The following is a 23,928-nucleotide window of genomic DNA, read 5'->3' on the forward strand; positions in this document are numbered from 1 at the left end:
TTTTTGCGATAGGCTGCACGCCACCTGTCCCTAGATGAATGTACACGATCAATACCAATAATCTCAATATCAAATCCGCATCCTTCGAATATCTCTCTAGCAGGTGTTCCGTTATTAGAATGAGTAATAAATATCTGTTTAAACTCATCAGTATATGTAATTCCTTTAGTACTGACTGATTTCACATAAGGATTAGTTGACAATATCTCTATTTCTTTTGTCGTGAAGAGCTTTTTAGCCATTTTTCCATTCTCCTCTGCTTGTAGTCATTCCATTGTACAAAAAAAGACCCTGTAGAGTAGACACTTTTTTTAAGTGTCTACTCTACAGGGTACAGTTTAATTATATGGCACCTTCTTTTTTTGTGTTCTTTTTAGTGTTTAAAATTTATTGAACCTGCTTTGGACCTTATTTTGTTTTCGATCTCGATGAAGGACGAAGCCTGCGATAAAGGCTATCCCGGCAATCGCTAAAAGCAGTCCGATTAAAAATTGCAGCCAAAGGACTGGATAGGGAGGCTGTAAAATACCGAACACCATGTCCCTCATTATTTTTATGCCATAGGCAGCGAAGGCCCCGGGTATAAAAAGAATCAAAAAAGCGATTAAACGTTTCATGCTGTCAAATCCCTTCCGAAAATTCCATCTTTTAAAAATGATAATAGATATAAAATATTTGTCAAGTTTCGGGAATCTAGAAAATGACTGGAAGTTGGTGGCTTTTTTTAAAGGATACCAATATGGTAAGATGAGATGTGGAGTATGAAAAAAATTGCAGAGATAGATATAATAAATGGGTAATTATTTAAGGGGGATGGCTCATGCAAAAAGTCATGATAGTGGGGGGAGGAGTGGGAGGGACAACCGTGTTGAAACTCCTTTCGGAAAGTGAAGTATTCTCAATTGTTTGTATGGCTGATACAAATGAATCGGCTGAAGGAATGCTTGCTGCAAAAGAGCGAAGGATTCCTACAGTGACTAATTGGAGCAAGGGATTGGATTGGGATTTGGACATCATTTTTGATACGACTGGAGACCCGTCCGTCTATAAAAAGATAAAAAGGGATATGGATGATCAAACGATACTCATTCCTGGAAGTGTCGCCCTCATTATGACTAAGCTGTTTGAAGAGAAAAATCGTTTAATAAATAAATTGGAGAATGCCTCGGCAAAAATGGATTTGATCCTGAATACGACCAGTGAAGGGATGGTAGTGATTGATCATGAGGGATTCATCATCATGTTCAATGATAGTGCGGAACGAGCATCTGACACAAAGCGCGAGGATGTGATTGGCAGACATATCAAAGATCTCTTCCCTTCAACTGGATTACTTCGAGTGATGGAAATGAACAAAAAAGAAGTAAATCAGGAGATCACGCTTACTAATGGGATGGAGCTCATAACGACAAGGATTCCTCTGGTAAATGCCGATAAGGAAATCATAGGGGCTTTTTCCGTGTTTAGGAATAAAACGGAAGCTGTGCAATTGGCGGAGCAGATCACTGATTTAAAAGAGATACAGACGATGCTCCAGGCAATCATTCAATCCAGTGATGAAGCCATATCGGTCGTGGATGATCAAGGGAGGGGACTATTGATCAATCCGGCATATACAAGAATCACTGGCTTAACAAAGAACCAAGTGATTGGTAAGCCGGCTTCCATCGATATTTACGAAGGTGATAGTATGCATATGAAAGTGCTCCAGACAAAAAAGCCTGTTCGGGGTGTCAATATGCGTGTCGGCCCAAAACATAAGGAAGTGATTGTGAATGTAGCTCCAATCATTGTGGACGGGTGCTTGAAAGGCAGTGTTGGCGTCATTCATGATGTATCCGAAATTCAAGCATTGACTCACGAATTGAATCGGGCGAGACAAATTATCCGGACATTGCAGGCTAAATATTCCTTTGATGATATAATAGGAGCTTCCGAAGAGATGAAGCTTCCGATTGAACAGGCGAAATTATCGGCAAGGACACCCGCTACTGTCTTATTGAGAGGGGAATCAGGGACAGGAAAAGAGTTGTTTGCCCACGCCATCCATAATGCGAGCGATAGGAAATTCAATAAATTCGTACGTGTAAATTGCGCGGCCATCTCAGAATCATTACTTGAAAGTGAACTGTTTGGTTATGATGAGGGAGCCTTTACAGGGGCAAGCAGAGGCGGAAAGGTCGGTTTTTTCGAAGAGGCAAATCAAGGGAGTATCTTTTTGGACGAAATTGGTGAATTACCAGCCAACATCCAAGCAAAATTACTACGGGTTTTACAAGAACGGGAAATCATCAGAGTGGGGGGAACAAAGCCGATTCCCATCAATGTCCGTGTCATAGCAGCTACGAATATCAACCTTGAACAGGCAATATCAAGCGGATCATTCAGGGAAGATTTATATTTCAGGCTGAACCGCATGCCCATTTTCATTGCTCCTTTACGAAAGCGAAAAGAAGATTTGAAAGAATTGGCGGAGCATTTAATTCATAAAATCAATCAGGAGTATGGACGGAGCATAGAGGGAATCACTGCAGATGCTATACATAAGATGCAAATCTATAACTGGCCAGGGAATGTGAGGGAACTGGAGAATATTTTAGGACGGGCGATCATTTTCATGAAATTGAACGAGACGATCATTGATATACAGCATATTCCCGATTTTATCGAAGAGGTTCCATTAAAACAGGAGAAATTAATGAGGCCTTCTTCTGGCTACGTATCGGGTAAACCGCTCTCGGAGATAATAGACCAGTATGAAGCCGAAATCATTCAGCAAGCGATCTATACACACAATGGAAATAAAACACTTACAGCAAAAGCGCTGGGGATATCAGTTAGAAATCTGTATTACAAAATGGAAAAATTCGAACTATGAAATTCTTTGCACGTTAAAATTTGCGCACTATGAAAAAAACTGCACGGAATTTTCTGATTTATTTTAATTTGAGTGAGAGTCCACTTCTAACATGAAATTTTTTTAAATTTGTTATAGGCTATAGTTGTCCAACTTATGAACCAGCATCTCCTTTTTTTGGTTAAAAAGGCTCTCACTTTTCAGTTTATTGGCATGTTATTTGCATATTTAAAAGTGAATGGATTTTTCAAGGGAACCATTCCAAATGGGAAAAATATCATGTGTTTAGCGGAATTTATTTAAAATGAACGTAGTAACCAGTAAGAATGAGGAGTAATTTAGCATCCTCATATCTGACACAAACGATTAAAACATCTAGGGAGGATTCCTTTATGGAAATTTTTAAATATCTTGAGAAGTATGATTACGAACAACTGCTATTCTGTCAGGATAAACAATCGGGTTTGAAAGCGATTATTGCCATTCATGATACGACATTGGGACCTGCACTTGGTGGCACAAGGATGTGGACGTATGCTTCTGAAGAAGATGCCATAGAAGACGCTTTAAGGCTTTCGAAAGGAATGACATATAAGAATGCAGCAGCCGGCTTGAATTTAGGCGGGGGAAAAACCGTCATCATCGGCGATCCGCGCAAGGATAAAAATGAAGAAATGTTCCGTGCGTTCGGAAGGTATATCCAAGGGCTGAATGGGCGTTATATAACAGCTGAAGATGTAGGGACGACAGTTGAAGACATGGATCTCATCCACGAGGAAACGGATTTTGTCACTGGGATTTCCCCTGCATTCGGTTCTTCAGGTAACCCTTCCCCTGTAACTGCTTATGGGGTATACCGCGGTATGAAAGCTGCTGCAAAAGAAGCATTCGGCAATGATTCTTTAGAAGGCAAGGTAATTGCAGTCCAAGGCGTCGGGAATGTAGCTTATAACTTATGCCGCCACCTTCATGAGGAGGGCGCTAAACTGATCGTGACTGATATCAATAAAGAAAGCGTGGCCCGTGCAGTTGAATCCTTTGGGGCGACAGCAGTGGATCCAGATGAAATTTATGGGGTTGAATGTGATATCTATGCTCCTTGTGCATTAGGGGCTGTCATAAATGATCAAACAATCAATAAAATCAAGGCGAAAGTCATTGCAGGTGCAGCCAATAATCAATTGAAGGATCCTGTTCATGGCGATCAAATTCATGAAAAAGGTATTATATATGCTCCTGATTATGTAATTAACGCAGGTGGAGTCATAAACGTGGCTGATGAGCTTTTAGGGTATAATCGGGAAAGAGCGCTTAAGAAAGTGGAAACGGTTTATGATACCATTGAACGAGTCATGGAGATTGCAAAACGTGATCAAATTCCAACTTACAAAGCAGCGGACAGGATGGCAGAGGAGCGCATTGCTCGTATGAGGAATTCAAGAAGTCAATTTTTACAAAATGAAAAGCATATCTTGAATGGAAGAAAATGAATGTAGTTATACAAGTTATAGATTCCTGTGTTTTTTTTAAATAAACACAGGAATTTTCAACATGGATAACGTAATAAACATAGTGCAAGTAAAAAGGTGACAATCTGTAATTATGAGGAGGAGTGGTTTTGGCTGAAGAATTTGACCTCGTTATCCTCGGAGGAGGAACAGGTGGGTATGTGGCAGCAATAAGGGCTGCACAATTAGGATTGAAAACGGCTGTCGTGGAAAAAGGCAAGCTCGGCGGAACGTGTCTACATAAAGGCTGTATCCCTTCAAAAGCACTTTTAAGAAGTGCAGAAGTTTATCAGACTGCAGTGAAGAGCGAGGAATTCGGTATTATTACCGGGGATGTAAAGTTGGATTTCCTTAAGGTACAGGAAAGAAAAAATAAAGTGGTTGATCAACTCTATAAAGGTGTTCAGCACTTGATGAAACAAGGGAAGATAACCGTTTATGAAGGATTAGGACGTATACTTGGTCCATCTATATTTTCACCGATGCCTGGGACAATTTCCGTGGAAATGAATAATGGCAGTGAAAATGAAATGCTTATTCCTCAGAATATTATCATAGCTACCGGTTCGCGTCCGAGGACACTGCCAGGTTTACCAATTGATGGGGAATTGGTCTTAACATCGGATGAAGCCCTAAAGCTTGAGAGCCTGCCAAAATCATTGATTATTGTAGGCGGGGGAGTTATCGGAATTGAATGGGCCTCGATGCTGAATGATTTTGGTGTTGAAGTAACAGTACTTGAATATGCGGATAGAATCATCCCGACAGAAGATCATGATATTTCTAGTGAGATGCTTCGTCTCCTAACTAAAAAAGGCGTCAAATTCGTTACAGGTGCCAAGGTATTGCCTGAAACCCTGAAAACGGATGTTTCAGTAACTATTTCTGCTGAAGTAAATGGATCGGTAGAGGAATTCACAGCTGAAAAAATGCTGGTTTCCGTGGGCAGATCAGCAAATGTTGAAGGGATCGGCCTTGAAAATACGGAAATTGTGAAAGAAAAAGGCTTTATTGAAACCAATGAATTCTTCCAAACGAAGGAAACACATATCTATGCGATCGGTGATTGTATCGGCGGTCTTCAATTGGCTCATGTTGCCTCCCATGAAGGTATTACAGCCGTTGAGCATATGGCAGGCCAAAAACCAGAACGGTTGGATTATTCGCTAATTTCAAAATGTGTGTATTCTAGCCCTGAAGCTGCCAGCGTAGGTTTGACGGAAGAGCAGGCAAACAAGGAAGGCTATGAACTTAAAATTGGGAAATTCCCATTCCGTGCAGTTGGTAAGGCCCTTGTATTCGGGGAAGCAGATGGTTTTGTCAAAATCATTGCAGATAAGAAAACGGATGATATACTTGGCGTTCATATGATCGGACCACATGTTACGGATATGATTTCAGAAGCTGGACTTGCAAAAGTACTTGATGCGACACCTTGGGAGGTAGCCAAGACAATTCATCCACATCCAAGTCTTTCTGAAGCAATCGGCGAGGCGGCGCTTGCTATCGATGGACTTGCCATTCATTCATAAGAATAAGGTCAGGAGGTTTTATGATGGTAGAAAAACGTCATGAACAATTAGGCTTAACTGAGGAAATGGTTTTAGATATGTACAGGACAATGCTTTTGTCCCGCAGGATTGATGAGCGTATGTGGCTTTTAAACCGGTCCGGGAAAATTCCCTTCGTAATTTCCTGCCAGGGGCAAGAAGCTGCACAGGTTGGAGCAGCTTTTGCGCTGGATAGGCAAAAGGATTATGTACTGCCTTATTATCGGGATGTTGGTGTGGTTCTTACCTTCGGAATGACCGCAAAAGACTTGATGCTTTCAGGTTTTGCGAAAGAGGAAGATCCCAATTCCGGGGGACGTCAAATGCCTGGACATTTTGGTCAAAAGGAAAATAGAATCGTCACCGGTTCGTCACCTGTAACGACACAGGTCCCGCATGCAGTTGGAATTGCCCTTGCTGGGAAGATGGAAGGTAAGGATTTAGTAACATTCGTAACGTTTGGGGAAGGTTCATCAAATCAGGGCGATTTTCATGAAGGGGCCAACTTTGCAGGTGTGCATAAGCTACCGGTCATTTTCATGTGTGAAAATAATAAATATGCGATTTCCGTTCCTATTGAGAAACAGCTATCGTGTGAAAATGTTTCCGATAGGGCGATTGGCTATGGGATGCCTGGAATAACGGTGGATGGCAATGACCCATTGGAAGTGTATGCAGCAGTGAAAGAAGCGGCTGACCGTGCACGAAGGGGAGAGGGGCCTTCCCTTGTAGAAACCGTTTCATATAGGCTCACTCCACATTCAAGTGATGATGATGACAGAAGCTACCGGACAGCGGATGAAGTGGCCGAAGCTAAAACAAAGGATTCCATAAAGACATTTGGAGCGTATTTAAAAGAAGTGGGAATCATGGATGAGGATCTTGAGAAACAAATGAATGATGAAGTCATGAAGATAGTCAACGAAGCTACTGATTATGCTGAAAATGCTCCATATCCGAAGGCTGAAAGTGCAATGAATCATGTGTATGCACAAAAGTAAGGGGGTAATAGAATGCCAGTGATTTCTTATATAGATGCTGTAACAATGGCAATGAGGGAAGAGATGGAACGTGATTCCCGTGTATTCGTATTGGGAGAGGATGTTGGAAAAAAAGGTGGGGTCTTTAAAGCGACTCATGGTTTATATGACCAATTCGGTGAAGCCAGGGTCATCGATACACCGCTCGCTGAATCTGCAATTGCAGGAGTGGGAATTGGAGCCGCCATGTATGGGCTTCGGCCGATAGCTGAGATGCAATTTGCTGATTTCATCATGCCTGCCATTAACCAAATTGTTTCAGAGGCAGCCAAGATTAGATACCGTTCCAATAATGACTGGAGCTGTCCTATGGTGATCCGTGCCCCATATGGAGGAGGAATTCATGGAGCTCTTTATCATTCACAATCGGTTGAAGCAATCTTTGCCAATCAGCCGGGTTTGAAAATTGTGATGCCTTCCACTCCGTATGATGTAAAGGGTTTGCTTAAAGCTGCCATTCGCGATGAAGATCCAGTGCTTTTCTTTGAACATAAACGCGCATATCGCTTGATCAAGGGTGAGGTACCCACTGAAGATTATGTACTTCCAATCGGTAAGGCGGATGTGAAAAGGGAAGGGGAAGACATTACTGTCATCTCCTATGGCCTTTGTGTGCATTTTGCCCTTCAGGCAGCAGAAAAATTAGCTGCAGATGGAATCTCTGCACATGTTCTTGACTTGCGCACCGTCTACCCTTTAGATAAAGATGCTATCATAGAAGCGGCATCTAAAACGGGGAAAGTTTTACTGGTTACGGAGGACAATAAAGAAGGAAGCATTATGAGTGAGGTCGCAGCCATCATTGCCGAGCATTGTCTTTTTGATTTGGATGCTCCTGTAAAACGGTTGGCCGGACCTGATGTACCTGCCATGCCATATGCGCCTACGATGGAAAAACATTTTATGGTGAATCCAGATAAGGTGGAAAAAGCTATGAGGGAATTGGCTGAGTATTAATGACTGTTAAGAAGGAGGAACGATTTATGGCTATGGAATTAATGAAGATGCCTCAACTAGGCGAAAGTGTCACAGAGGGAACCATCAGTAAATGGCTTGTAAAGCCTGGGGATCATGTCACGAAATACGACCCGTTAGCTGAAGTGATGACGGATAAAGTAAATGCTGAGGTTCCTTCTTCCTTCACCGGCATCATCAAGGAATTGAAAGCGGATGAGAATCAAACGTTAGCAGTCGGGGAAGTCATTTGCTCGATTGAAGTTGAAACGGCAAAGACGGATAACGATAATGTAGGGCAAGCTGTTTCTCATAGCGTAGAAAAAGTTGATGCACCTGTTACAAGAAATGTACAGCAAGCGGCCGAACCATCAAGGAAAGCTCGCTATTCGCCAGCAGTGTTAAAACTTTCCCAGGAGCATGGAATCGATCTTTCAAAAGTGAAAGGAACGGGGAATGAGGGACGGATCACCCGTAAAGATTTACTTAAACTTGTTGAATCAGGGAATCTTCCTAAGGCGGATGAGCCTTCGGCAATGCCCGATTCGGCTCCTAAAGTGCTCGCTCCTCAAGTTGATCGTCAAACCAGCCCAGTAACAAACGTTACGACTGCGGCTGGTGACAAGGAAATACCTGTTACCGGCATCCGTAAGGCAATTGCGTCCAATATGTTGAAAAGTAAGCACGAAATTCCGCATGCTTGGACGATGGTGGAAGTTGACGCAAGCAATATGGTGAAGTTGCGTGATAATCTAAAATCCGACTTTAAACAAAAAGAAGGTTATAATTTAACGTACTTTGCCTTTTTCGTAAAAGCGGTTGCTCAAGCCCTTACGGAATTTCCAGAGCTCAATTCGATGTGGGCAGGCGAAAAAATCATACAAAAGAAAGAAATCAATATATCAATAGCCGTTGCAACTGAAGATGCCTTATTTGTACCGGTCATAAAAAATGCAGATGAAAAATCAATCAAAGGTATTGCAAGGGAGATACAGGAACTCGCATCCAAAGTGAAGGCGGGTAAGTTAAAAGCAGAGGATATGCAAGGTGGCACGTTCACTGTTAATAACACTGGTTCATTCGGTTCTGTCCAATCCATGGGAATCATCAATTATCCACAGGCAGCCATTTTACAAGTTGAAACAATTGTGAAACGGCCAGTGGTCATAAATGACATGATTGCAGTACGGGATATGGTTAATCTCTGTTTATCACTAGATCATCGTGTTTTGGACGGCCTGGTATGTGGACGATTCCTCGCAAGAGTTAAAGAAATCATCGAAAAGATTTCCAAAGAAAACACTTCCATATACTAAAATGAAGAAAAAGGAAGGACAGTAGGTTCCTTCCTTTTTTTGTACTTCTTTTTAGAAAAACATCGACAAAAATTTTATTTTTGCTATTATTTTATTGAGAGCTGTTCTAGCACAGAATAGGGCTGTACTTTATTTCAAAGAGACGAAAAAGGCTATCAGCTTCTCTTAGAACTCCTTTGCTAATTTCTATTGGCTTAAATTTCAAGAAAATTATGATAGAATGTTAGTATAATCCAGATCAAATTGATGGGAGGGTGGTTTTCTTATCTGAACTGACTGAGCGTTCGTTCTCCCGAAGAGTGGATATGGGGATTGAGACGGCAGACGATAAGAAAGCGATTACAGATGGAACTGAAAGATGTAAAAAACATAACCTTTCCTAAGCCTTCTTTGGAAGAGTGGAAAGAAGCTGCGGAAGTCAGTTTAAAAGGAAAAAGTGTAGAAAAATTAAAAACGAATACATATGAGGGCATCACTTTATATCCACTTTATACAGAAACGGCGGATTCAACGGCAAATGTAGCTGAATTGCCAGGGTTCTTCCCTTATACCCGAGGAACGTTTCCAACGGGTTATTATGAAAAACCTTGGCTGGTCGTTCAACCTGTAAGCGGTGTCACGGCTGAAGAGGCAAATGAAAAGATGAAGGTGTCATTCAAGCGCGGTCAAAATGTCGTGGCGTACCCTGCAAGATTGCTTGCTGAGGGAGCAAGGGCTGAAAAATTGTTTAAAGATATCCCATTAAGGGAAATCCCGGTTTTCATTGACCTTAAGGGAAAACAAAAAGGATTATTCCCGCAATTCAAAGCCGTTGCTGAATCGCAAAATGCCCAATTGACAGGCGTAGTTGCAGAAGATCCCATTGCAGAATGGCTCATTGGCGGTCAGCTGCCAGAGGATACGGATCATTATTTTGCAGAATGGCTTAAGACGATCCAAGATTATCAGAAGGTAGGCCGGGATTTAAAGACAGTCCTGATTAATACGGCAGTCTATCATAATGGAGGAGCCAATGCCGTTCAAGAAATCGCGTACGGATTATCGGCAGCCGTCCAATATCTATTGGAAGGGCAAAAACAAGGGCTTTCCATTTCTTCAGTTTCCGAAAGAATAGTATTTTCGTTTGCAGTCGATTCCAATTACTTTATGTCCATCGCCAAACTGCGGGCTGCCAGGAGGCTTTGGGCAGGTCTTGCTGAAGCCTTCGATACAGCTCCGGATCATTTTAAAATGGCCATACATGCTGTTACTTCCGAACTGACAGAAACGCTATATGACCAGCACGTCAATATTCTTCGGACCACAAACCAAGCTTTTGCTGCAGCTATCGGTGGCATTCAATATCTTCAAATTCATCCATTTACTCATGCAACTGGTGAATCTGATGATTTTTCAGAAAGAATCGCCCGTAACACTCATTTGATTTTAAAAGAGGAAACAAATATCACCACCGTGGTCGATCCTGCTGGCGGTTCTTGGTATGTTGAACAATTAACGGATGAATTGGCTGAAAAGGCTTGGGCGAAATTCCTTGAAATCGATGAAGCCGGGGGGATTTTAGAGCTGATTAAGCAAGGCACCCTACAGAAAGACATAGCTGAAGTATACCTAGGAAGAGTTCAAAATGCGGCTTTCAGAAAAGATAGTATTATCGGAACGAATGTTTATCCGAATCCAGCTGATAAGATTAAAACCCCGACACTGGATAAACATGTGTCATACATGAAAGTTGAGAAGCCGGTTGGCATTACGCCAATCGCCTTGGAACGGGTATCCATTCAGTTCGAACAAATAAGACTGCGCAGTGAAAGTTATAAAGAAATAAATGGAACAGCTCCAACAATCGGTTTGATTAATTTGAAAAACCTTAAATCCTATAAACCCCGTGCAGATTTCGTTAAAAGTCTGGCTGCAGCAGGAGGTATTGAAACAGTAGGTAGTAAGGGGTGTCAAACCATTCAGGAAGCAGTCGATTACGTAGCTTCGACCAATTTCCCTATCTATTGTATTTGCGGCAGTGATGGTGACTACGCGGAATTAGCCCCAATCACAATTAAAGAAATTAAAAAGCAATTCCCTGAAATCAATATTTATTTGGCTGGCAAGCAGCAAGAAGAATTGGAAATCACACTAAGTGAAGCCGGAATGAAAGATTCTATCCATGTTAAAACGAACGTAATAGCAATTTTATTGGAATTATTGCATGAGCTAGGGGTGAACTGAAATGAAAAAACCGAATTTTTCTGCTATAAATCCTGCCAAGGCTAAGATTAAAGGGACGGTAGAAGCATGGAAAAAAGAAGCCGAAAAAGCCGTTGGGCAAAATATCGATAGCCTTCTGTTTGAAACCAATGAACAAATAAAAGTCAAACCGCTTTATGTTAAAGAAGATAATCGCGAATTGGAGCATATGGAAAGTGTCCCAGGCATCGCTCCGTTTACAAGGGGGCCCTATCCTTCGATGTATGTCAATCGTCCTTGGACGGTACGCCAGTATGCAGGTTTTTCGACTGCTGAGGAATCCAATGCGTTCTACAGACGTAATCTGGCGATGGGGCAAAAAGGGCTCTCAGTTGCCTTTGATTTAGCCACACACCGTGGTTATGACTCCGATCATCCACGCGTTGTCGGTGATGTGGGGAAAGCGGGAGTTGCCATTGATTCCATCCTTGACATGAAAATCCTTTTCAACGGGATTCCGCTAGATCAGATGTCCGTATCAATGACTATGAACGGTGCAGTATTACCTATCCTGGCTTTTTATATCGTGACAGCTGAAGAACAAGGCGTTACACAGGATAAGCTTTCGGGCACGATTCAAAATGACATCTTAAAGGAATATATGGTTCGGAATACGTATATCTACCCACCTGAAATGTCCATGAAAATCATAGCTGATATTTTTGAGTATACCTCCAAATATATGCCGAAATTCAATTCCATTTCCATCTCGGGTTATCATCTCCAAGAAGCGGGGGCGCCGGCGGATATCGAACTGGCCTATACATTGGCTGATGGTCTTGAGTACGCACGTACCGGCATGAAGGCAGGTATTGATATCGATAAGTTTGCACCACGCCTGTCATTCTTCTGGGCTGTAGGATTGAACTATTTCATGGAGGTGGCGAAAATGAGGGCGGCTCGTTTCATTTGGTCAAAACTGATGAAACAGTTCGAACCGAAAAATAATAAAGCGATGGCATTAAGGACTCATTCCCAAACCTCCGGCTGGAGCCTCTCCGAGCAGGATCCGTTTAATAATGTCGCAAGGACCCTGATTGAAGCTCATGCGGCCGCACTGGGACATACACAGTCCCTGCATACGAACGCACTGGATGAGGCCATTGCACTGCCAACTGATTTCTCGGCCCGCATTGCACGTAACACACAGCTTTATCTGCAGGAGGAAACCGGTATCACAAAGGTAATCGATCCATGGGCGGGTTCATATTATGTAGAATCGCTCACTAATGAATTAATCGAAAGGGCTTGGGCTCACATAGAAGAAATCGAAGGTCTTGGAGGAATGGCAAAGGCAATCGAAACCGGCCTTCCAAAAATGAGGATCGAGGAAGCGGCTGCAAAGCGTCAAGCTAAAATCGATTCTCAGGATGAAACGATTGTCGGCGTCAATAAATATCGTTTGAAAAAAGAAGATCCGATTGAAATACTGGAGATTGATAATACCGCAGTTCGCGAAAGTCAGCTAAAGCGTTTGGGCGAATTAAAAGCGAAGCGTGATCAGGCAAAGGTGGATGAAGCTCTTCAGGCGCTATCCAGGGCTGCTAGAACAGGCGAAGGTAACCTGCTTGAACTGGCTGTGCAAGCTACAAGAGTACGGGCTTCACTAGGTGAAATCTCCGATGCGGTCGAAGAGGTGGCTGGACGTCATAAAGCAACGATCCGTTCTATCAGCGGTGTATATAGCTCGGCATACTCAAAAGAAGCGGAAATTGAGGAAGTCGTCCGCATGACGGAAGAGTTCCTTGAAAATGAAGGAAGAAGACCGCGTTTGTTAATGGCTAAAATGGGTCAGGACGGTCATGATCGTGGAGCTAAAGTAGTAGGAACGGGGTTTGCGGATTTAGGCTATGATGTCGATATCGGTCCATTATTCCAAACACCGGAAGAAACCGCCTTACAGGCCGTGGAAAATGATGTGCATGTTGTCGGAATGAGTTCGCTTGCTGCCGGTCATAAAACATTGTTACCGCAGCTAATGTCGGAACTGAAGAAATTGGGCCGTGAAGACATCATAGTGATCGTCGGCGGCGTCATCCCTGCACAGGATTATGATTACTTAATGGAAAATGGCGCTTCAGCCATTTTTGGACCTGGTACAGTCATTCCACAGGCAGCGAAAAAAGTGCTTCAGGAAATATACAATCGCCTCGGATATGAGGAAGTGGTCCAATAATGAGTGAAGACAAGAAGCCGGAATGGGTCGATCTTAACAATCAGGAAGGTTTTGCTTCTTCATTAAAGCCAGGTGTAGAATTAACAGCCAGTCATAACAAAGCTTCAAAAAGCAAATTCGTCAAAAAACAAAATGTAAGCATACCGATCCATGAACTTAAAGAGGGAATCATAAAAGGGGATAGGGCCAATCTTGCTAAAGGGATTACACTGATTGAAAGCAATGCACCCCACCACTTCGATCCTGCACAGGAATTATTACATTCCATCCTTTCTCATACAGGGAACTCGATTCGAATCGGGATTTCCGGAGTGCCAGGTGCAGGGAAAAGCTCGTTTATCGAGACGTTTGGATCCTACTTATGTGCAAGGGGCCATAAGGTTGCTGTTCTAGCCGTCGACCCAAGCTCTTCTATCAACGGGGGAAGTATCCTAGGTGATAAGACGAGGATGGAGGAGCTGGCAAGAAACCCCCGTGCCTTCATAAGGCCCTCACCATCCGAAGGCACCTTAGGAGGAGTTCACCGCAAAACAAGGGAAACGATGTTGCTTTGTGAAGCGGCAGGATTTGATGTCATCCTGATAGAAACTGTTGGTGTCGGCCAGAGTGAAGCTATAGTACGAAGTATGGTCGACTTCTTCATGCTCCTTGTCCTAACCGGTGCCGGGGATGAATTACAGGGGATGAAAAAAGGGATCATGGAACTTGTGGACGGAATTGTGGTCAATAAAGCGGACGGGGAGAACATTCCGTTGGCGATTAGGACAAAGTCCGAATATAGTAGAATCTTGCACTTCCTTCAGCCGGCAACAAAGGGATGGGCAGGAAAGGCATATACTTGTTCTGCCATAACCGGTAAAGGAATTCCAGAGCTTTGGGATGTATTGAATGAATTTTCCGCTATGACCAAGGAATCTGGTGTTTTTCAAGAACGGAGAAGAATGCAATCTAAGGAATGGCTTTATTCATTAATGGATCACCAGCTTAAAACGATGTTCTATAAAAATGAAACCGTCAAAGGTCTTCTCCCTATTCTGGAGAATGAAGTGATGTCAGGGAATAAAACGGTCACCACTGCTGTTAAGCAAGTCTTTCAATTTTTTACTGATACGTTTAAGTCAAATTAAACAGGAAAGGGGTGGGGCTTGAATTGTTTCTCATGCCCCATCCCTTTGTAAGAAGTTTTCTTGTTGTTACACACATGGTTCCCGCTTCCTTTTCGTTTTAAACATGTTTCAGATCCCTTTATCCACCTTTAGCAGGTAAATTTATTGAATCACGAAGTGGCAATTGTTATGATAGGATTGAAGAGAAAACTTGGAAGGGGCACATACCATGAATATGGATTTTAATTTTTTAATGAACGACGTAGTCAAACAGGCTCGCGATGAGATTAAGACTGCTGGATATACAGAATTGACTACTCCCGAGGAAGTAGCAGAGGTATTTGCACAAAAAGGAACGACACTTGTTATGGTCAACTCCGTTTGTGGCTGCGCTGGGGGAATAGCTAGACCTGCAGCAGCTCATGCGATTCATAATGATAAACGCCCTGATCAGCTTGTAACTGTTTTTGCTGGGCAAGATAAGGAGGCGACGGAAAAAGCCCGTGATTACTTCGAAGGGTATCCACCGTCATCCCCATCATTTGCATTGCTGAAAGATGGAAAAATCATCACTATGATAGAACGCCATGAAATTGAAGGGCACCACCCGATGTCCGTAGTTGAAAAATTACAAGACTACTTCGATCAATATTGCGAAGAAGTGTAAGCTATAGCCATAAGCAAAAAAACCCGCCAATCGACGGGTTTTTTTTTATTCATGAACTTGCATAAATAAGGAACATTTAGGAAAGAAGATAGATAAGGAAGCCAGATATATCCCCTCTGGAGAAAAAGTGCGAAATGGGGAAGGTTAATTGAGTGAATATTTCGAAAAGTAAATCTATCTTTTACGTTATTGAATAATTATTAGAGTGTGTTAAAATACACATTAGTGTATGAATATTAGTTATGCGAATTAATTAATTTATGTAACCTAAAACCAAATTTAATAACAAGAGAATTGAAAATATCATTTTGGAGGAATAATAATGAAGTTGAAAAAGCAGTTAGCATTGTTGCTTACTTCTGTGTTATTAGTAGGTATTTTAGCAGCATGCGGAACATCTGAGAAAAAAGATAAAAACACAGCTGGCAAAGAAGACAAAAAGGTCCTGGTAATGGGAACATCTGCGGATTATCCGCCATTTGAATATGTTGAAACATCTAAAAGTGATCAAATAAAAGGATTTGACATTGATATCGCTAAAGCAATCGGTAAAAAATTAGGTTATGAGGTTCAAGTGAAGGACATTGACTTTAATAGTCTTGTTCCGGCTCTGGAAAATAAATCGGTCGATTTCGTTATCTCTGGAATGACTCCAACAGAAAAACGTGAACAATCCGTTGATTTCAGTGATATATACTATACAGCTAAAAACATGATCATCACGACAAAGGACAGTAAGATCAAAACTGTTGAAGATTTAAAAGGGAAAACGGTAGGGGTACAGCTTGCATCCATTCAGGAGACATTGGCAAACGACTTGAATAAATCCAAAAAGACCGGGATGAAAATTGAAAAACGGAATCGTATTCCAGAGGTTGTTCAAGAAATGTCCACAGGACGTTTTGACGCCGCAATCATGGAAGATACTGTGGCAAAAGGCTATTTGAAAGATAATAAAGATTTGGTGGGCTATGTGATCAAATCTGGTGAAGAAGATGCCGGTTCGGCAATCGCTTTCCAAAAAGGAAGCAAGTTAACTGACGAATTCAATGCCGAATTGAAAAAAATGTTAGAGAATGGTGAAATGGAAAAATTAATAATAAAATGGTTCGGTGGCAGCGAAACTGAATAATACAAGAGAGGAAAAGCGTTCAGAAGAGATGCAATATGCCTTCTGAACGTTTTTCCGCGCTTTATTGACATTAAATGAAGCAGGAGGAAGGCCCATGAGAACGGCCTTCATAAGAGAGGATGAATGGAGTGAATCTGGAATTTGATAGGATTATACCCTCCCTTCCATATATCCTGGAGGGAATACCGACTACATTAAAGGTTGTAGCGGTTGCGGCTGTAATCGGTTTTGTTTTGGGAATATTATTATCTATACTTAAAATCAGTAGAATCAAGCCCTTAAATTGGATTGCTGACTTTTATACATCCATTTTCCGCGGTACCCCTTTAGTGCTGCAATTAATGCTGATTTATTTTGGTTCACCACAAATATTAGGGATTCAAATCGAAGCATTCCAAGCAGCATTTTTAGCATTCGGGCTAAACTCTGCCGCATACATCTCTGAGATTATCAGGGGAGGCATTCTAGCGGTAGATAAAGGGCAACGTGAGGCTGCACTTGCACTTGGGGTACCCTATTCAGGGATGATGCTTAATATAATACTTCCGCAGGCCATCAAGAATATCCTGCCGTCCCTTGTGAACGAAGTGATTTCCTTAACGAAGGAATCAGCCGTTGTCACAATTATTGGGTTGGGGGATATCATGCGCCGTTCTTATATTGTCGGCGGTGAGACATATAAATTCTTCGAGCCGATTTTATTTGCCGGTCTCATTTATTATGTGATGGTTATGGTTCTTACCATCTTAGGCAAGGTGATTGAAAGGAGAATGAGACGCAGTGATTAAAATTGATGAGCTCAAAAAAAATTATGGTAAGCTCGAGGTATTAAAAGGCATCAGCACCGAGATAGGGCAGGGTGAAGTGTTAGCGATCATCGGCCCATCCGGTTCGGGAAAATCAACTTTCTTGCGTTGCATCAATATGCTTGAGACTCCAACTGATGGTCAAATTTGGTTTAAAGATCAAAACATCACTGAAAAAAAGACCAATATCATGAAAGTGCGTGAAAATGTCGGAATGGTTTTTCAACATTTTCATTTATTTCCTCATAAAACTGTCCTGGAGAATCTGACATATGCACCGATGAAGGTGAAAAAATTATCAAAAGCTGAAGCAGTAAAACAAGCCCGGGAGCTCTTGACTAAAGTCGGTTTGGCCGATAAAGAATCGTCATATCCGAATCGTCTATCAGGCGGACAAAAACAACGGGTCGCCATTGCGCGGGCATTGGCAATGAATCCGGAAGTGATGCTTTTCGATGAGCCGACCTCAGCTCTTGATCCTGAGATGGTAAAAGAAGTGCTCGAGGTAATGAAGTCACTGGCACATACTGGGATGACCATGCTTATCGTAACGCATGAAATGGGATTTGCCAAAGAAGTGGCCGATCGTGTACTTTTCTTGGACGGGGGTCTTCTCGTCGAAGAAAGTGCTCCGGAAGAATTCTTTTCCAATCCGAAAAGCCAGCGTGCAAAAGACTTCTTGGAAAAAGTTTTATAAGCCAAGGCAAATAGTATATAATTATAAAAAAAAGGTAACGACTAGGTTACCTTTTTTTATTTTATTCCTATAATGTATTTTTGAGTGAATGGATTTTGAAAAATTGGAAATTTCATTCACAAAGGACTGTAAAAACATCAGAAATCCTGATAGTATTATAATAGATAGCGAAAGAGCCAGGTGATACATAACAATGTTTAAAATCGGATACAGGACGATTAAAACTGCTTTGGGGGTTACCCTGGCAATTATTATTGCACAAATGCTTAACCTGGAATATTTTTCGGCTGCGGGAATCATAACGATCTTATGCATTCAAGTTACAAAAAAGAAGTCGGTGGATGCCTCCTGGCACCGGTTTTTAGCTTGTTTGATCGCAATGGTCTATGCATCCCTATTTTTTCATTTCATCGGGTTCCATCCGCTGACAATAGGGTTGATCCTTTTGATTTTCATTCCTACGACAGTTGCCTTGAAGATTAATGAGGGAATTGTAACGAGCAGTGTCATCATCATGCATCTTTATGGAGCTGGCAACATCACTTTTTCCCTGCTGATCAATGAAACGATATTAATTGCCGTTGGAGTTGGAGTTGCACTTGTCATGAATCTGTACATGCCCAGTGTCGAAGAAAAACTGCTTGCCTATCAGGAAAGTATCGAAACTAACTTTAGTGCGATCTTAATGGGGATTGTCCGCTATTTAAGGGATAATGACCACACATGGGATGGTAAGGAAATTACTGAAACAGCCAATCTTCTTAACCAAGCCAAAAGCCTTGCCTTCAGGGACGTGGAAAATCATTTCTTAAGGGAAGAAGACCTGTATTACCATTATTTCAAAATGCGTGAAAAGCAATTTGAAATAATTGAACGCATTCTTCCTCTAGTCACGAATATTCCATTGGTCGTCAAGCAAAGCGGGATAGTGGCTGATTTTATTGAGGACCTGGCAGAAAACGTCCATCCACAAAATACGGCCATTCTTTACCTGAAAAAGCTTGAAGAAATGGAGATGCATTTTAGGGGAATGGCACTTCCACAGACACGGGAAGAGTTTGAATCAAGGGCCGCATTACTGCAGCTCATGAAGGAAATGGAACGCTATTTATTGTTGAAGCATTCCTTCAAGGGGCTACCCAAGCTGGCCAATAACCGAATGAAAAAGAGGCACATGGCTTAAACTAAGCAAAAAAGTAAAGGAATTGATATAAATGAAATGGATCCTTTCTTTGTTGCTTATGCTATCTTTGTGGCCGCTACAGGTACAAGCTCAACCTCAATCGGTTAAGCCGGGAGATCCTTTTATCATCATCAATAAAGCCAACAATAAATTGGCGTTCATTGATGATAACGAGGTCAAGGAGATTCTGCCGGTCGGCACTGGGAAGAGTCAGGAATTGACACCTGAAGGGATTTTCACGGTTAAAATAAAAGCGGTCAATCCCTATTATCGAAAAAAGAATATTCCGGGCGGCGATCCCAGGAACCCTTTGGGATCGAGGTGGATTGGATTTGATGCACGAAATACCGATGGCAGGATTTACGGGATACATGGTACGAATCAACCGTCGTCAGTCGGTAAATTCATTTCAAATGGCTGTGTACGGATGCATAAAGCCGATGTAGAGCGTTTGTATGAAAAAGTCCCTATCGGCACAAAGGTGTTAATCACCAAGTCGAACGATGATTTCAAAACTTTGGCAAAGAAAAACGGAGCGATAAAATAAAAAAGAGAGGGAAGTCTTTGCTTCCCTCTCATTCCGATATTTATTATAAAAGAAATGCGATACCTGATAATAAGGTCGTCATCAACATCGAGATAAGCATTAAATACACGACGATCTTTCTTATTTTTTTATTTCCCATATGCTCTCTCTCCCTCAAACAGTTTAATTGGTTTTATTTTAACTTGAACGTTTAGTAGAAACAAGTAAAAGTACAATGTTCATATTATTCCGAATCTTGAAAGGCTTCAATGGAAGATTAATAGTATTTTAATAGAGTCATCCATAATACATAACATGGGGGGATGAATGATGATTAAAAATATCGATCATATTGGTATTGCCGTCAAGTCACTTGATGAAACCTTACCACTTTACACGGAAACGCTGAACTTGGAACTTGAAGGAATAGAGACAGTGGAGAGCCAAGGCGTAAAAGTGGCCTTTATCTTGGCAGGCAATACCCGTTTGGAGTTATTGGAAGCGTTGTCACCGTCAAGTCCAATCGCCAAATTCATTGATAAACGCGGTGAAGGGATTCATCATGTGGCCCTTGGTGTCGATAGTATCGAAGATCGAATTAAAGAAATTAAAGAATCAGGATTGCGCATGATTGATGATTCATCAAGAAAGGGAGCACACAAAGCAGATGTTGCTTTCGTTCATCCCAAGTCTACTTCAGGTGTATTGTTTGAGCTTTGTGAACGAGCCGGATCAAAGGAGGAGCAGGAATGACAGACATATATGAAACGATCAATGACTTATATGACAGACGCCGCAAAGTGGAAATGGGCGGCGGTGAAGAAAGAATCGATAAGCAGCATGAAAAGGGCAAACTTACTGCAAGGGAAAGAATCGAGCTTTTAGTTGATCCGGGAACTTTCATTGAACTTAATCCTTTCATCAAACACCGTAATACTAATTTTGGCATGGAAAAGGAAGAAGGACCGGGAGAAGGGGTTGTCACCGGTTATGGAAAGGTAAACGGCCGCGACATTTATCTGTTTTCCCAGGACTTTACTGTATTTGGCGGTGCACTAGGGGAAATGCATGCTCTGAAAATTGCCAATGTTATGGATTTGGCAGCGGAAAATGGGGCCCCCTTCATAGGTTTGAACGATTCTGGTGGAGCGCGTATTCAAGAAGGTGTTGTTTCCCTTGACGGTTATGGACAAATATTTTATCGGAACTCCATTTATTCAGGCGTCATTCCACAAATTTCCGTTATTATGGGACCTTGTGCAGGCGGAGCCGTTTATTCTCCAGCCATAACCGACTTTGTCTTCATGGTTGAAAAAACGAGCCAAATGTTCATAACAGGACCTAAAGTCATTGAAACGGTTACGGGTGAAAAGATTTCATCTGAAGGGTTGGGTGGAGCGACTGTACATAATACCATAAGCGGTAATGCGCATTTCAAGGGAGCGACAGAAGAACAAGTATTGGCCGACGTTAGACGTCTCCTGAGCTATCTTCCACAAAACAATGAAGAGAAGCCGCCGGTTTTGGAAACGGACGATGGAGATGACTACCGTCCGGACTTAACGGATGTAGTCCCTTATGAAGGGATCCGTCCATATGATGTTCGGAAAGTATTGGAGCAAATTGTCGATGAGGGTTCCTTCATGGAGGTGCAAGAGGGCTTTGCGAAAAACATAGTGGTCGGCTTAGCCCGAATCAAAGGGAAATCAGTGGGACTTGTCTGTAACCAGCCAAAAGTATTGGCAGGGGGACTGGATATTGATTCATCTGATAAGGCTGCCCGTTTTATTCGTTTTTGTGACTCGTTTAACATTCCGTTAATTACGTTTGAAGATGTTTCAGGCTTCTTCCCGGGCGTTAAACAAGAGCATGGCGGGATAATCCGTCACGGTGCAAAGCTGCTATACGCTTATTCAGAAGCAACAGTACCAAAATTGACGATCATCCTGCGTAAAGCATACGGAGGAGCTTATGTGGCCCTTAATAGTAAATCCATCGGTGCTGATCTAACATTTGCATGGCCAAATGCGGAAATCGCGGTAATGGGTTCTGCTGGAGCGGCAAATATCATTTTTGCCCGTGAAATTCAAAATAGTGAAGACCCTGAAGCGACTCGTGCAGCTAAAATAGAAGAATACCGTGATAAATTCGCTAATCCATATGTTGCTGCAAGTCTTGGAATGGTAGATGATGTAATTGATCCCCGGGAAACAAGGATTAAGATCATTCAATCACTTGAAATGCTTCGCAACAAAAAAGAAAAACGTCCATGGAAAAAACACGGCAATATCCCGTTATGATCCAACTGCAAGGAGCCCGAAATATATCTATTTTGGGCTCTTTTCCATACTGGGAAGAATTCGAAAACCATTTATATGTTATCATTCACCCTTTTTAAGGGGAACTTTGGACGGGGGATGACCAGCATTCCATTTAAGCACGGTTCCTCAATTTCACATTATTTGCCGGGGCGCCGCTTTTAGAAGTATAATTAAAGAGGAAAACTTTTTTGGAGGTTTTATTTTATGATTAATGAAGAACGTTTAGTTAGTGAATTTATGGAATTGGTCCAGATTGATTCCGAAACGAAAAATGAAGCAGCCATCGCCAAAGTGCTGACAGAAAAATTCGAGGCACTGGGTGTAGAGGTTTTTGAAGATGATACAACAGCAGTTACTGGTCATGGTGCAGGCAATTTAGTATGTACTTTAAAAGGAATGAAAGAAGGCGTAGATACCATTTATTTCACCTCCCATATGGATACGGTTGTACCAGGTAATGGAATCAAGCCTTCCATCAAAGATGGATACATAGTGTCAGACGGAACGACCATTTTAGGAGCGGATGACAAAGCTGGATTAGCGGTCATGTTAGAAACGCTTAAAGTGTTGAAAGAACAGAATATCGAGCATGGGACAATCGAATTTATCATAACAGTCGGTGAAGAATCTGGCTTGATAGGGGCAAAGGCATTGGATCGCTCACTTGTAACGGCAAAATTCGGTTTTGCTCTTGATAGTGATGGAAAAGTTGGCAATATCGTCGTTGCTGCACCTACTCAGGCGAAAGTGTCTGCGATAATTTTAGGCAAGACTGCTCACGCTGGTGTCGCTCCTGAAAAAGGAGTTTCGGCAATTACGATCGCTTCCAAAGCGATCTCAAGAATGCCGTTAGGCCGGATCGACGAGGAAACGACAGCCAACATCGGACGTTTCCAAGGTGGACAGCAAACCAATATTGTTTGTGACCATGTTGAAATCCTTGCGGAAGCAAGATCCTTGATTCCTGAAAAAATGGAAAAACAAGTGGCGAGAATGAAAGAGGCATTCGAGACTGCCGCCATTGAAATGGGCGGACGTGCTGAAGTTGAAGTTAACGTCATGTATCCTGGTTTTAAATATGGGGCTGGCGATCATGTAGTCGAAGTCGCAAGAAAGGCAGCAGAGAAAATCGGTCGTCCATGCGAGTTGGTTAAAAGCGGCGGCGGAAGCGATGCCAATGTCATTGCAGGTTTTGGGATTCCTACTGTCAATCTCGCAGTGGGGTATGAAGATATCCATACTACGAATGAAAGAATACCCGTTGAGGAATTAACGAAGCTTGCTGAAATGGTTGTCAGTATCATCAAAGAAGTATCCGGGGAATAATTAAATCGAAAAATAGATCCGGAAGAGAGTTTCCTGAGTAAATCTAAAGAAGGTGGCCGTATTTCTTGTTGGAAATGAGGAATGTGCTTTACCGATTTTAATCCGTGATTTCCATCGAGAAATCTGATGCCATATAATTGATTCCCCCTAGCAAGGATTTGTTGCTGGAATGGGCAAGGTCAGGAATGAATTGTTACCACTGATAGATATGAATGAGGTAATATCCAGGTAAATCAGCTCTCGGCAATGATGAACAGAGGTGGATTGCAAAATGGACGGATGTCCTCCCCGCCGGACACATAGTCCAGCCAGGCAATCAATAAACTGAATATATGCAGGGTGTTGCCAATGGGGTAGCCGTTTGATTACAATCATTGATCCTCAAAAACTCGTATCATCTTTGTTCAAGTATTGCTGGAATTTATGTACAGTCATCAATGACATGATGGCTGTTTTTCTTGGATTTGCATCATCTTTCACTGTGGTTACCAAAGATAAATAGGGGTATCTTAAAAGAAATGG

The 23,928-nt window shown here is 42.1% G+C and carries 21 protein-coding genes; 18 read left to right on the forward strand and 3 right to left on the reverse strand.

Annotation, left to right across the window (positions count from 1 at the left end; genetic code table 11):
* Both ACFX4X_RS08440 and ACFX4X_RS08445 read right to left on the reverse strand, forming a co-directional pair.
* A partial coding sequence (locus ACFX4X_RS08440) for an HTH domain-containing protein (RefSeq protein WP_377382935.1) occupies positions 1-242 on the reverse strand: 242 nt, incomplete at its 3' end.
* Between the two features lie 138 nt (positions 243-380).
* The gene (locus ACFX4X_RS08445) at positions 381-617 is read right to left on the reverse strand and encodes a DUF2627 domain-containing protein (protein ID WP_061463986.1); all 237 of its coding nucleotides are present in this window, start codon (positions 615-617) and stop codon (positions 381-383) included.
* Positions 618-820: 203 nt separating this feature from the next.
* Here ACFX4X_RS08445 and ACFX4X_RS08450 point away from each other — a divergent pair, with 203 nt between their 5' ends.
* The 15 genes from ACFX4X_RS08450 (at position 821) to ACFX4X_RS08520 (ending at position 19,780) form a co-directional block, all read left to right on the forward strand.
* A complete protein-coding gene (locus ACFX4X_RS08450; protein ID WP_284470252.1) occupies positions 821-2,878 on the forward strand; it encodes a sigma-54 interaction domain-containing protein in 2,058 nt (685 codons plus the stop codon).
* 371 nt (positions 2,879-3,249) lie between these two features.
* Positions 3,250-4,347: a branched-chain amino acid dehydrogenase gene (bcd, locus tag ACFX4X_RS08455; protein ID WP_061463985.1), complete on the forward strand. Its 1,098-nt coding sequence runs from the start codon at positions 3,250-3,252 to the stop codon at positions 4,345-4,347.
* A gap of 128 nt (positions 4,348-4,475) precedes the next feature.
* Positions 4,476-5,897 carry a dihydrolipoyl dehydrogenase gene (lpdA, locus tag ACFX4X_RS08460; protein WP_125160628.1) on the forward strand — a complete coding sequence of 474 codons (1,422 nt, stop codon included), beginning with the start codon at positions 4,476-4,478 and terminating at the stop codon, positions 5,895-5,897.
* A 23-nt stretch (positions 5,898-5,920) separates the two neighbouring features.
* Positions 5,921-6,916 (forward strand): thiamine pyrophosphate-dependent dehydrogenase E1 component subunit alpha, encoded by a 996-nt coding sequence (locus ACFX4X_RS08465; RefSeq protein ID WP_061463983.1) that lies wholly within the window; start codon positions 5,921-5,923, stop codon positions 6,914-6,916.
* Between the two features lie 12 nt (positions 6,917-6,928).
* Positions 6,929-7,912 carry an alpha-ketoacid dehydrogenase subunit beta gene (locus ACFX4X_RS08470; protein WP_061463982.1) on the forward strand — a complete coding sequence of 328 codons (984 nt, stop codon included), beginning with the start codon at positions 6,929-6,931 and terminating at the stop codon, positions 7,910-7,912.
* Between the two features lie 26 nt (positions 7,913-7,938).
* On the forward strand, positions 7,939-9,225 hold the full coding sequence (locus ACFX4X_RS08475; protein WP_377382938.1) for a dihydrolipoamide acetyltransferase family protein: 1,287 nt from the start codon (positions 7,939-7,941) through the stop codon (positions 9,223-9,225).
* A gap of 312 nt (positions 9,226-9,537) precedes the next feature.
* Positions 9,538-11,448, forward strand: coding sequence for a methylmalonyl-CoA mutase family protein (locus tag ACFX4X_RS08480; protein ID WP_377382940.1), 1,911 nt, complete (start codon positions 9,538-9,540; stop codon positions 11,446-11,448).
* A gap of 1 nt (position 11,449) precedes the next feature.
* Positions 11,450-13,642 carry a methylmalonyl-CoA mutase gene (gene scpA / locus ACFX4X_RS08485; RefSeq protein WP_061463978.1) on the forward strand — a complete coding sequence of 731 codons (2,193 nt, stop codon included), beginning with the start codon at positions 11,450-11,452 and terminating at the stop codon, positions 13,640-13,642.
* Complete coding sequence (meaB, locus tag ACFX4X_RS08490; RefSeq protein WP_061463977.1) at positions 13,642-14,769, forward strand: methylmalonyl Co-A mutase-associated GTPase MeaB; 1,128 nt, start codon at positions 13,642-13,644, stop codon at positions 14,767-14,769. The genes scpA and meaB overlap by 1 nt, the downstream gene beginning before the upstream one ends.
* A gap of 208 nt (positions 14,770-14,977) precedes the next feature.
* Positions 14,978-15,415 carry a BrxA/BrxB family bacilliredoxin gene (locus ACFX4X_RS08495; RefSeq protein WP_061463976.1) on the forward strand — a complete coding sequence of 146 codons (438 nt, stop codon included), beginning with the start codon at positions 14,978-14,980 and terminating at the stop codon, positions 15,413-15,415.
* Positions 15,416-15,743: 328 nt separating this feature from the next.
* Complete coding sequence (locus tag ACFX4X_RS08500) at positions 15,744-16,547, forward strand: transporter substrate-binding domain-containing protein (RefSeq protein WP_445744651.1); 804 nt, start codon at positions 15,744-15,746, stop codon at positions 16,545-16,547.
* A 128-nt stretch (positions 16,548-16,675) separates the two neighbouring features.
* On the forward strand, positions 16,676-17,335 hold the full coding sequence (locus tag ACFX4X_RS08505) for an amino acid ABC transporter permease (protein WP_061466139.1): 660 nt from the start codon (positions 16,676-16,678) through the stop codon (positions 17,333-17,335).
* A complete protein-coding gene (locus ACFX4X_RS08510) occupies positions 17,328-18,050 on the forward strand; it encodes an amino acid ABC transporter ATP-binding protein (RefSeq protein ID WP_061463974.1) in 723 nt (240 codons plus the stop codon). Before ACFX4X_RS08505 ends, ACFX4X_RS08510 begins: the two co-directional genes overlap by 8 nt.
* A 193-nt stretch (positions 18,051-18,243) precedes the next feature.
* A complete protein-coding gene (locus ACFX4X_RS08515; protein WP_377382943.1) occupies positions 18,244-19,233 on the forward strand; it encodes an aromatic acid exporter family protein in 990 nt (329 codons plus the stop codon).
* Positions 19,234-19,264: 31 nt separating this feature from the next.
* Positions 19,265-19,780, forward strand: coding sequence for a L,D-transpeptidase (locus tag ACFX4X_RS08520; protein ID WP_061463972.1), 516 nt, complete (start codon positions 19,265-19,267; stop codon positions 19,778-19,780).
* Between the two features lie 43 nt (positions 19,781-19,823).
* On the opposite strand, the gene prli42 is transcribed toward ACFX4X_RS08520, so the two are convergent.
* Entirely contained in the window at positions 19,824-19,919 is a 96-nt protein-coding gene (prli42, locus tag ACFX4X_RS08525; protein WP_284470259.1) for a stressosome-associated protein Prli42, read from the reverse strand.
* A 170-nt stretch (positions 19,920-20,089) separates the two neighbouring features.
* Here prli42 and mce point away from each other — a divergent pair, with 170 nt between their 5' ends.
* The 3 genes from mce (at position 20,090) to ACFX4X_RS08540 (ending at position 23,406) form a co-directional block, all read left to right on the forward strand.
* A complete protein-coding gene (mce, locus tag ACFX4X_RS08530) occupies positions 20,090-20,512 on the forward strand; it encodes a methylmalonyl-CoA epimerase (protein ID WP_284470260.1) in 423 nt (140 codons plus the stop codon).
* Positions 20,509-22,059, forward strand: a complete 1,551-nt coding sequence (locus tag ACFX4X_RS08535; protein ID WP_061463970.1) for an acyl-CoA carboxylase subunit beta — start codon at positions 20,509-20,511, stop codon at positions 22,057-22,059. Before mce ends, ACFX4X_RS08535 begins: the two co-directional genes overlap by 4 nt.
* 225 nt (positions 22,060-22,284) lie before the next feature.
* Complete coding sequence (locus tag ACFX4X_RS08540) at positions 22,285-23,406, forward strand: tripeptidase T (protein ID WP_377382947.1); 1,122 nt, start codon at positions 22,285-22,287, stop codon at positions 23,404-23,406.
* Positions 23,407-23,928: the final 522 nt, after the last annotated feature.

Source organism: Peribacillus sp. YIM B13481 (genome assembly GCF_042787985.1).
GTDB classification, from domain to species: Bacteria; Bacillota; Bacilli; order Bacillales; family DSM-1321; genus Peribacillus; species Peribacillus simplex_A.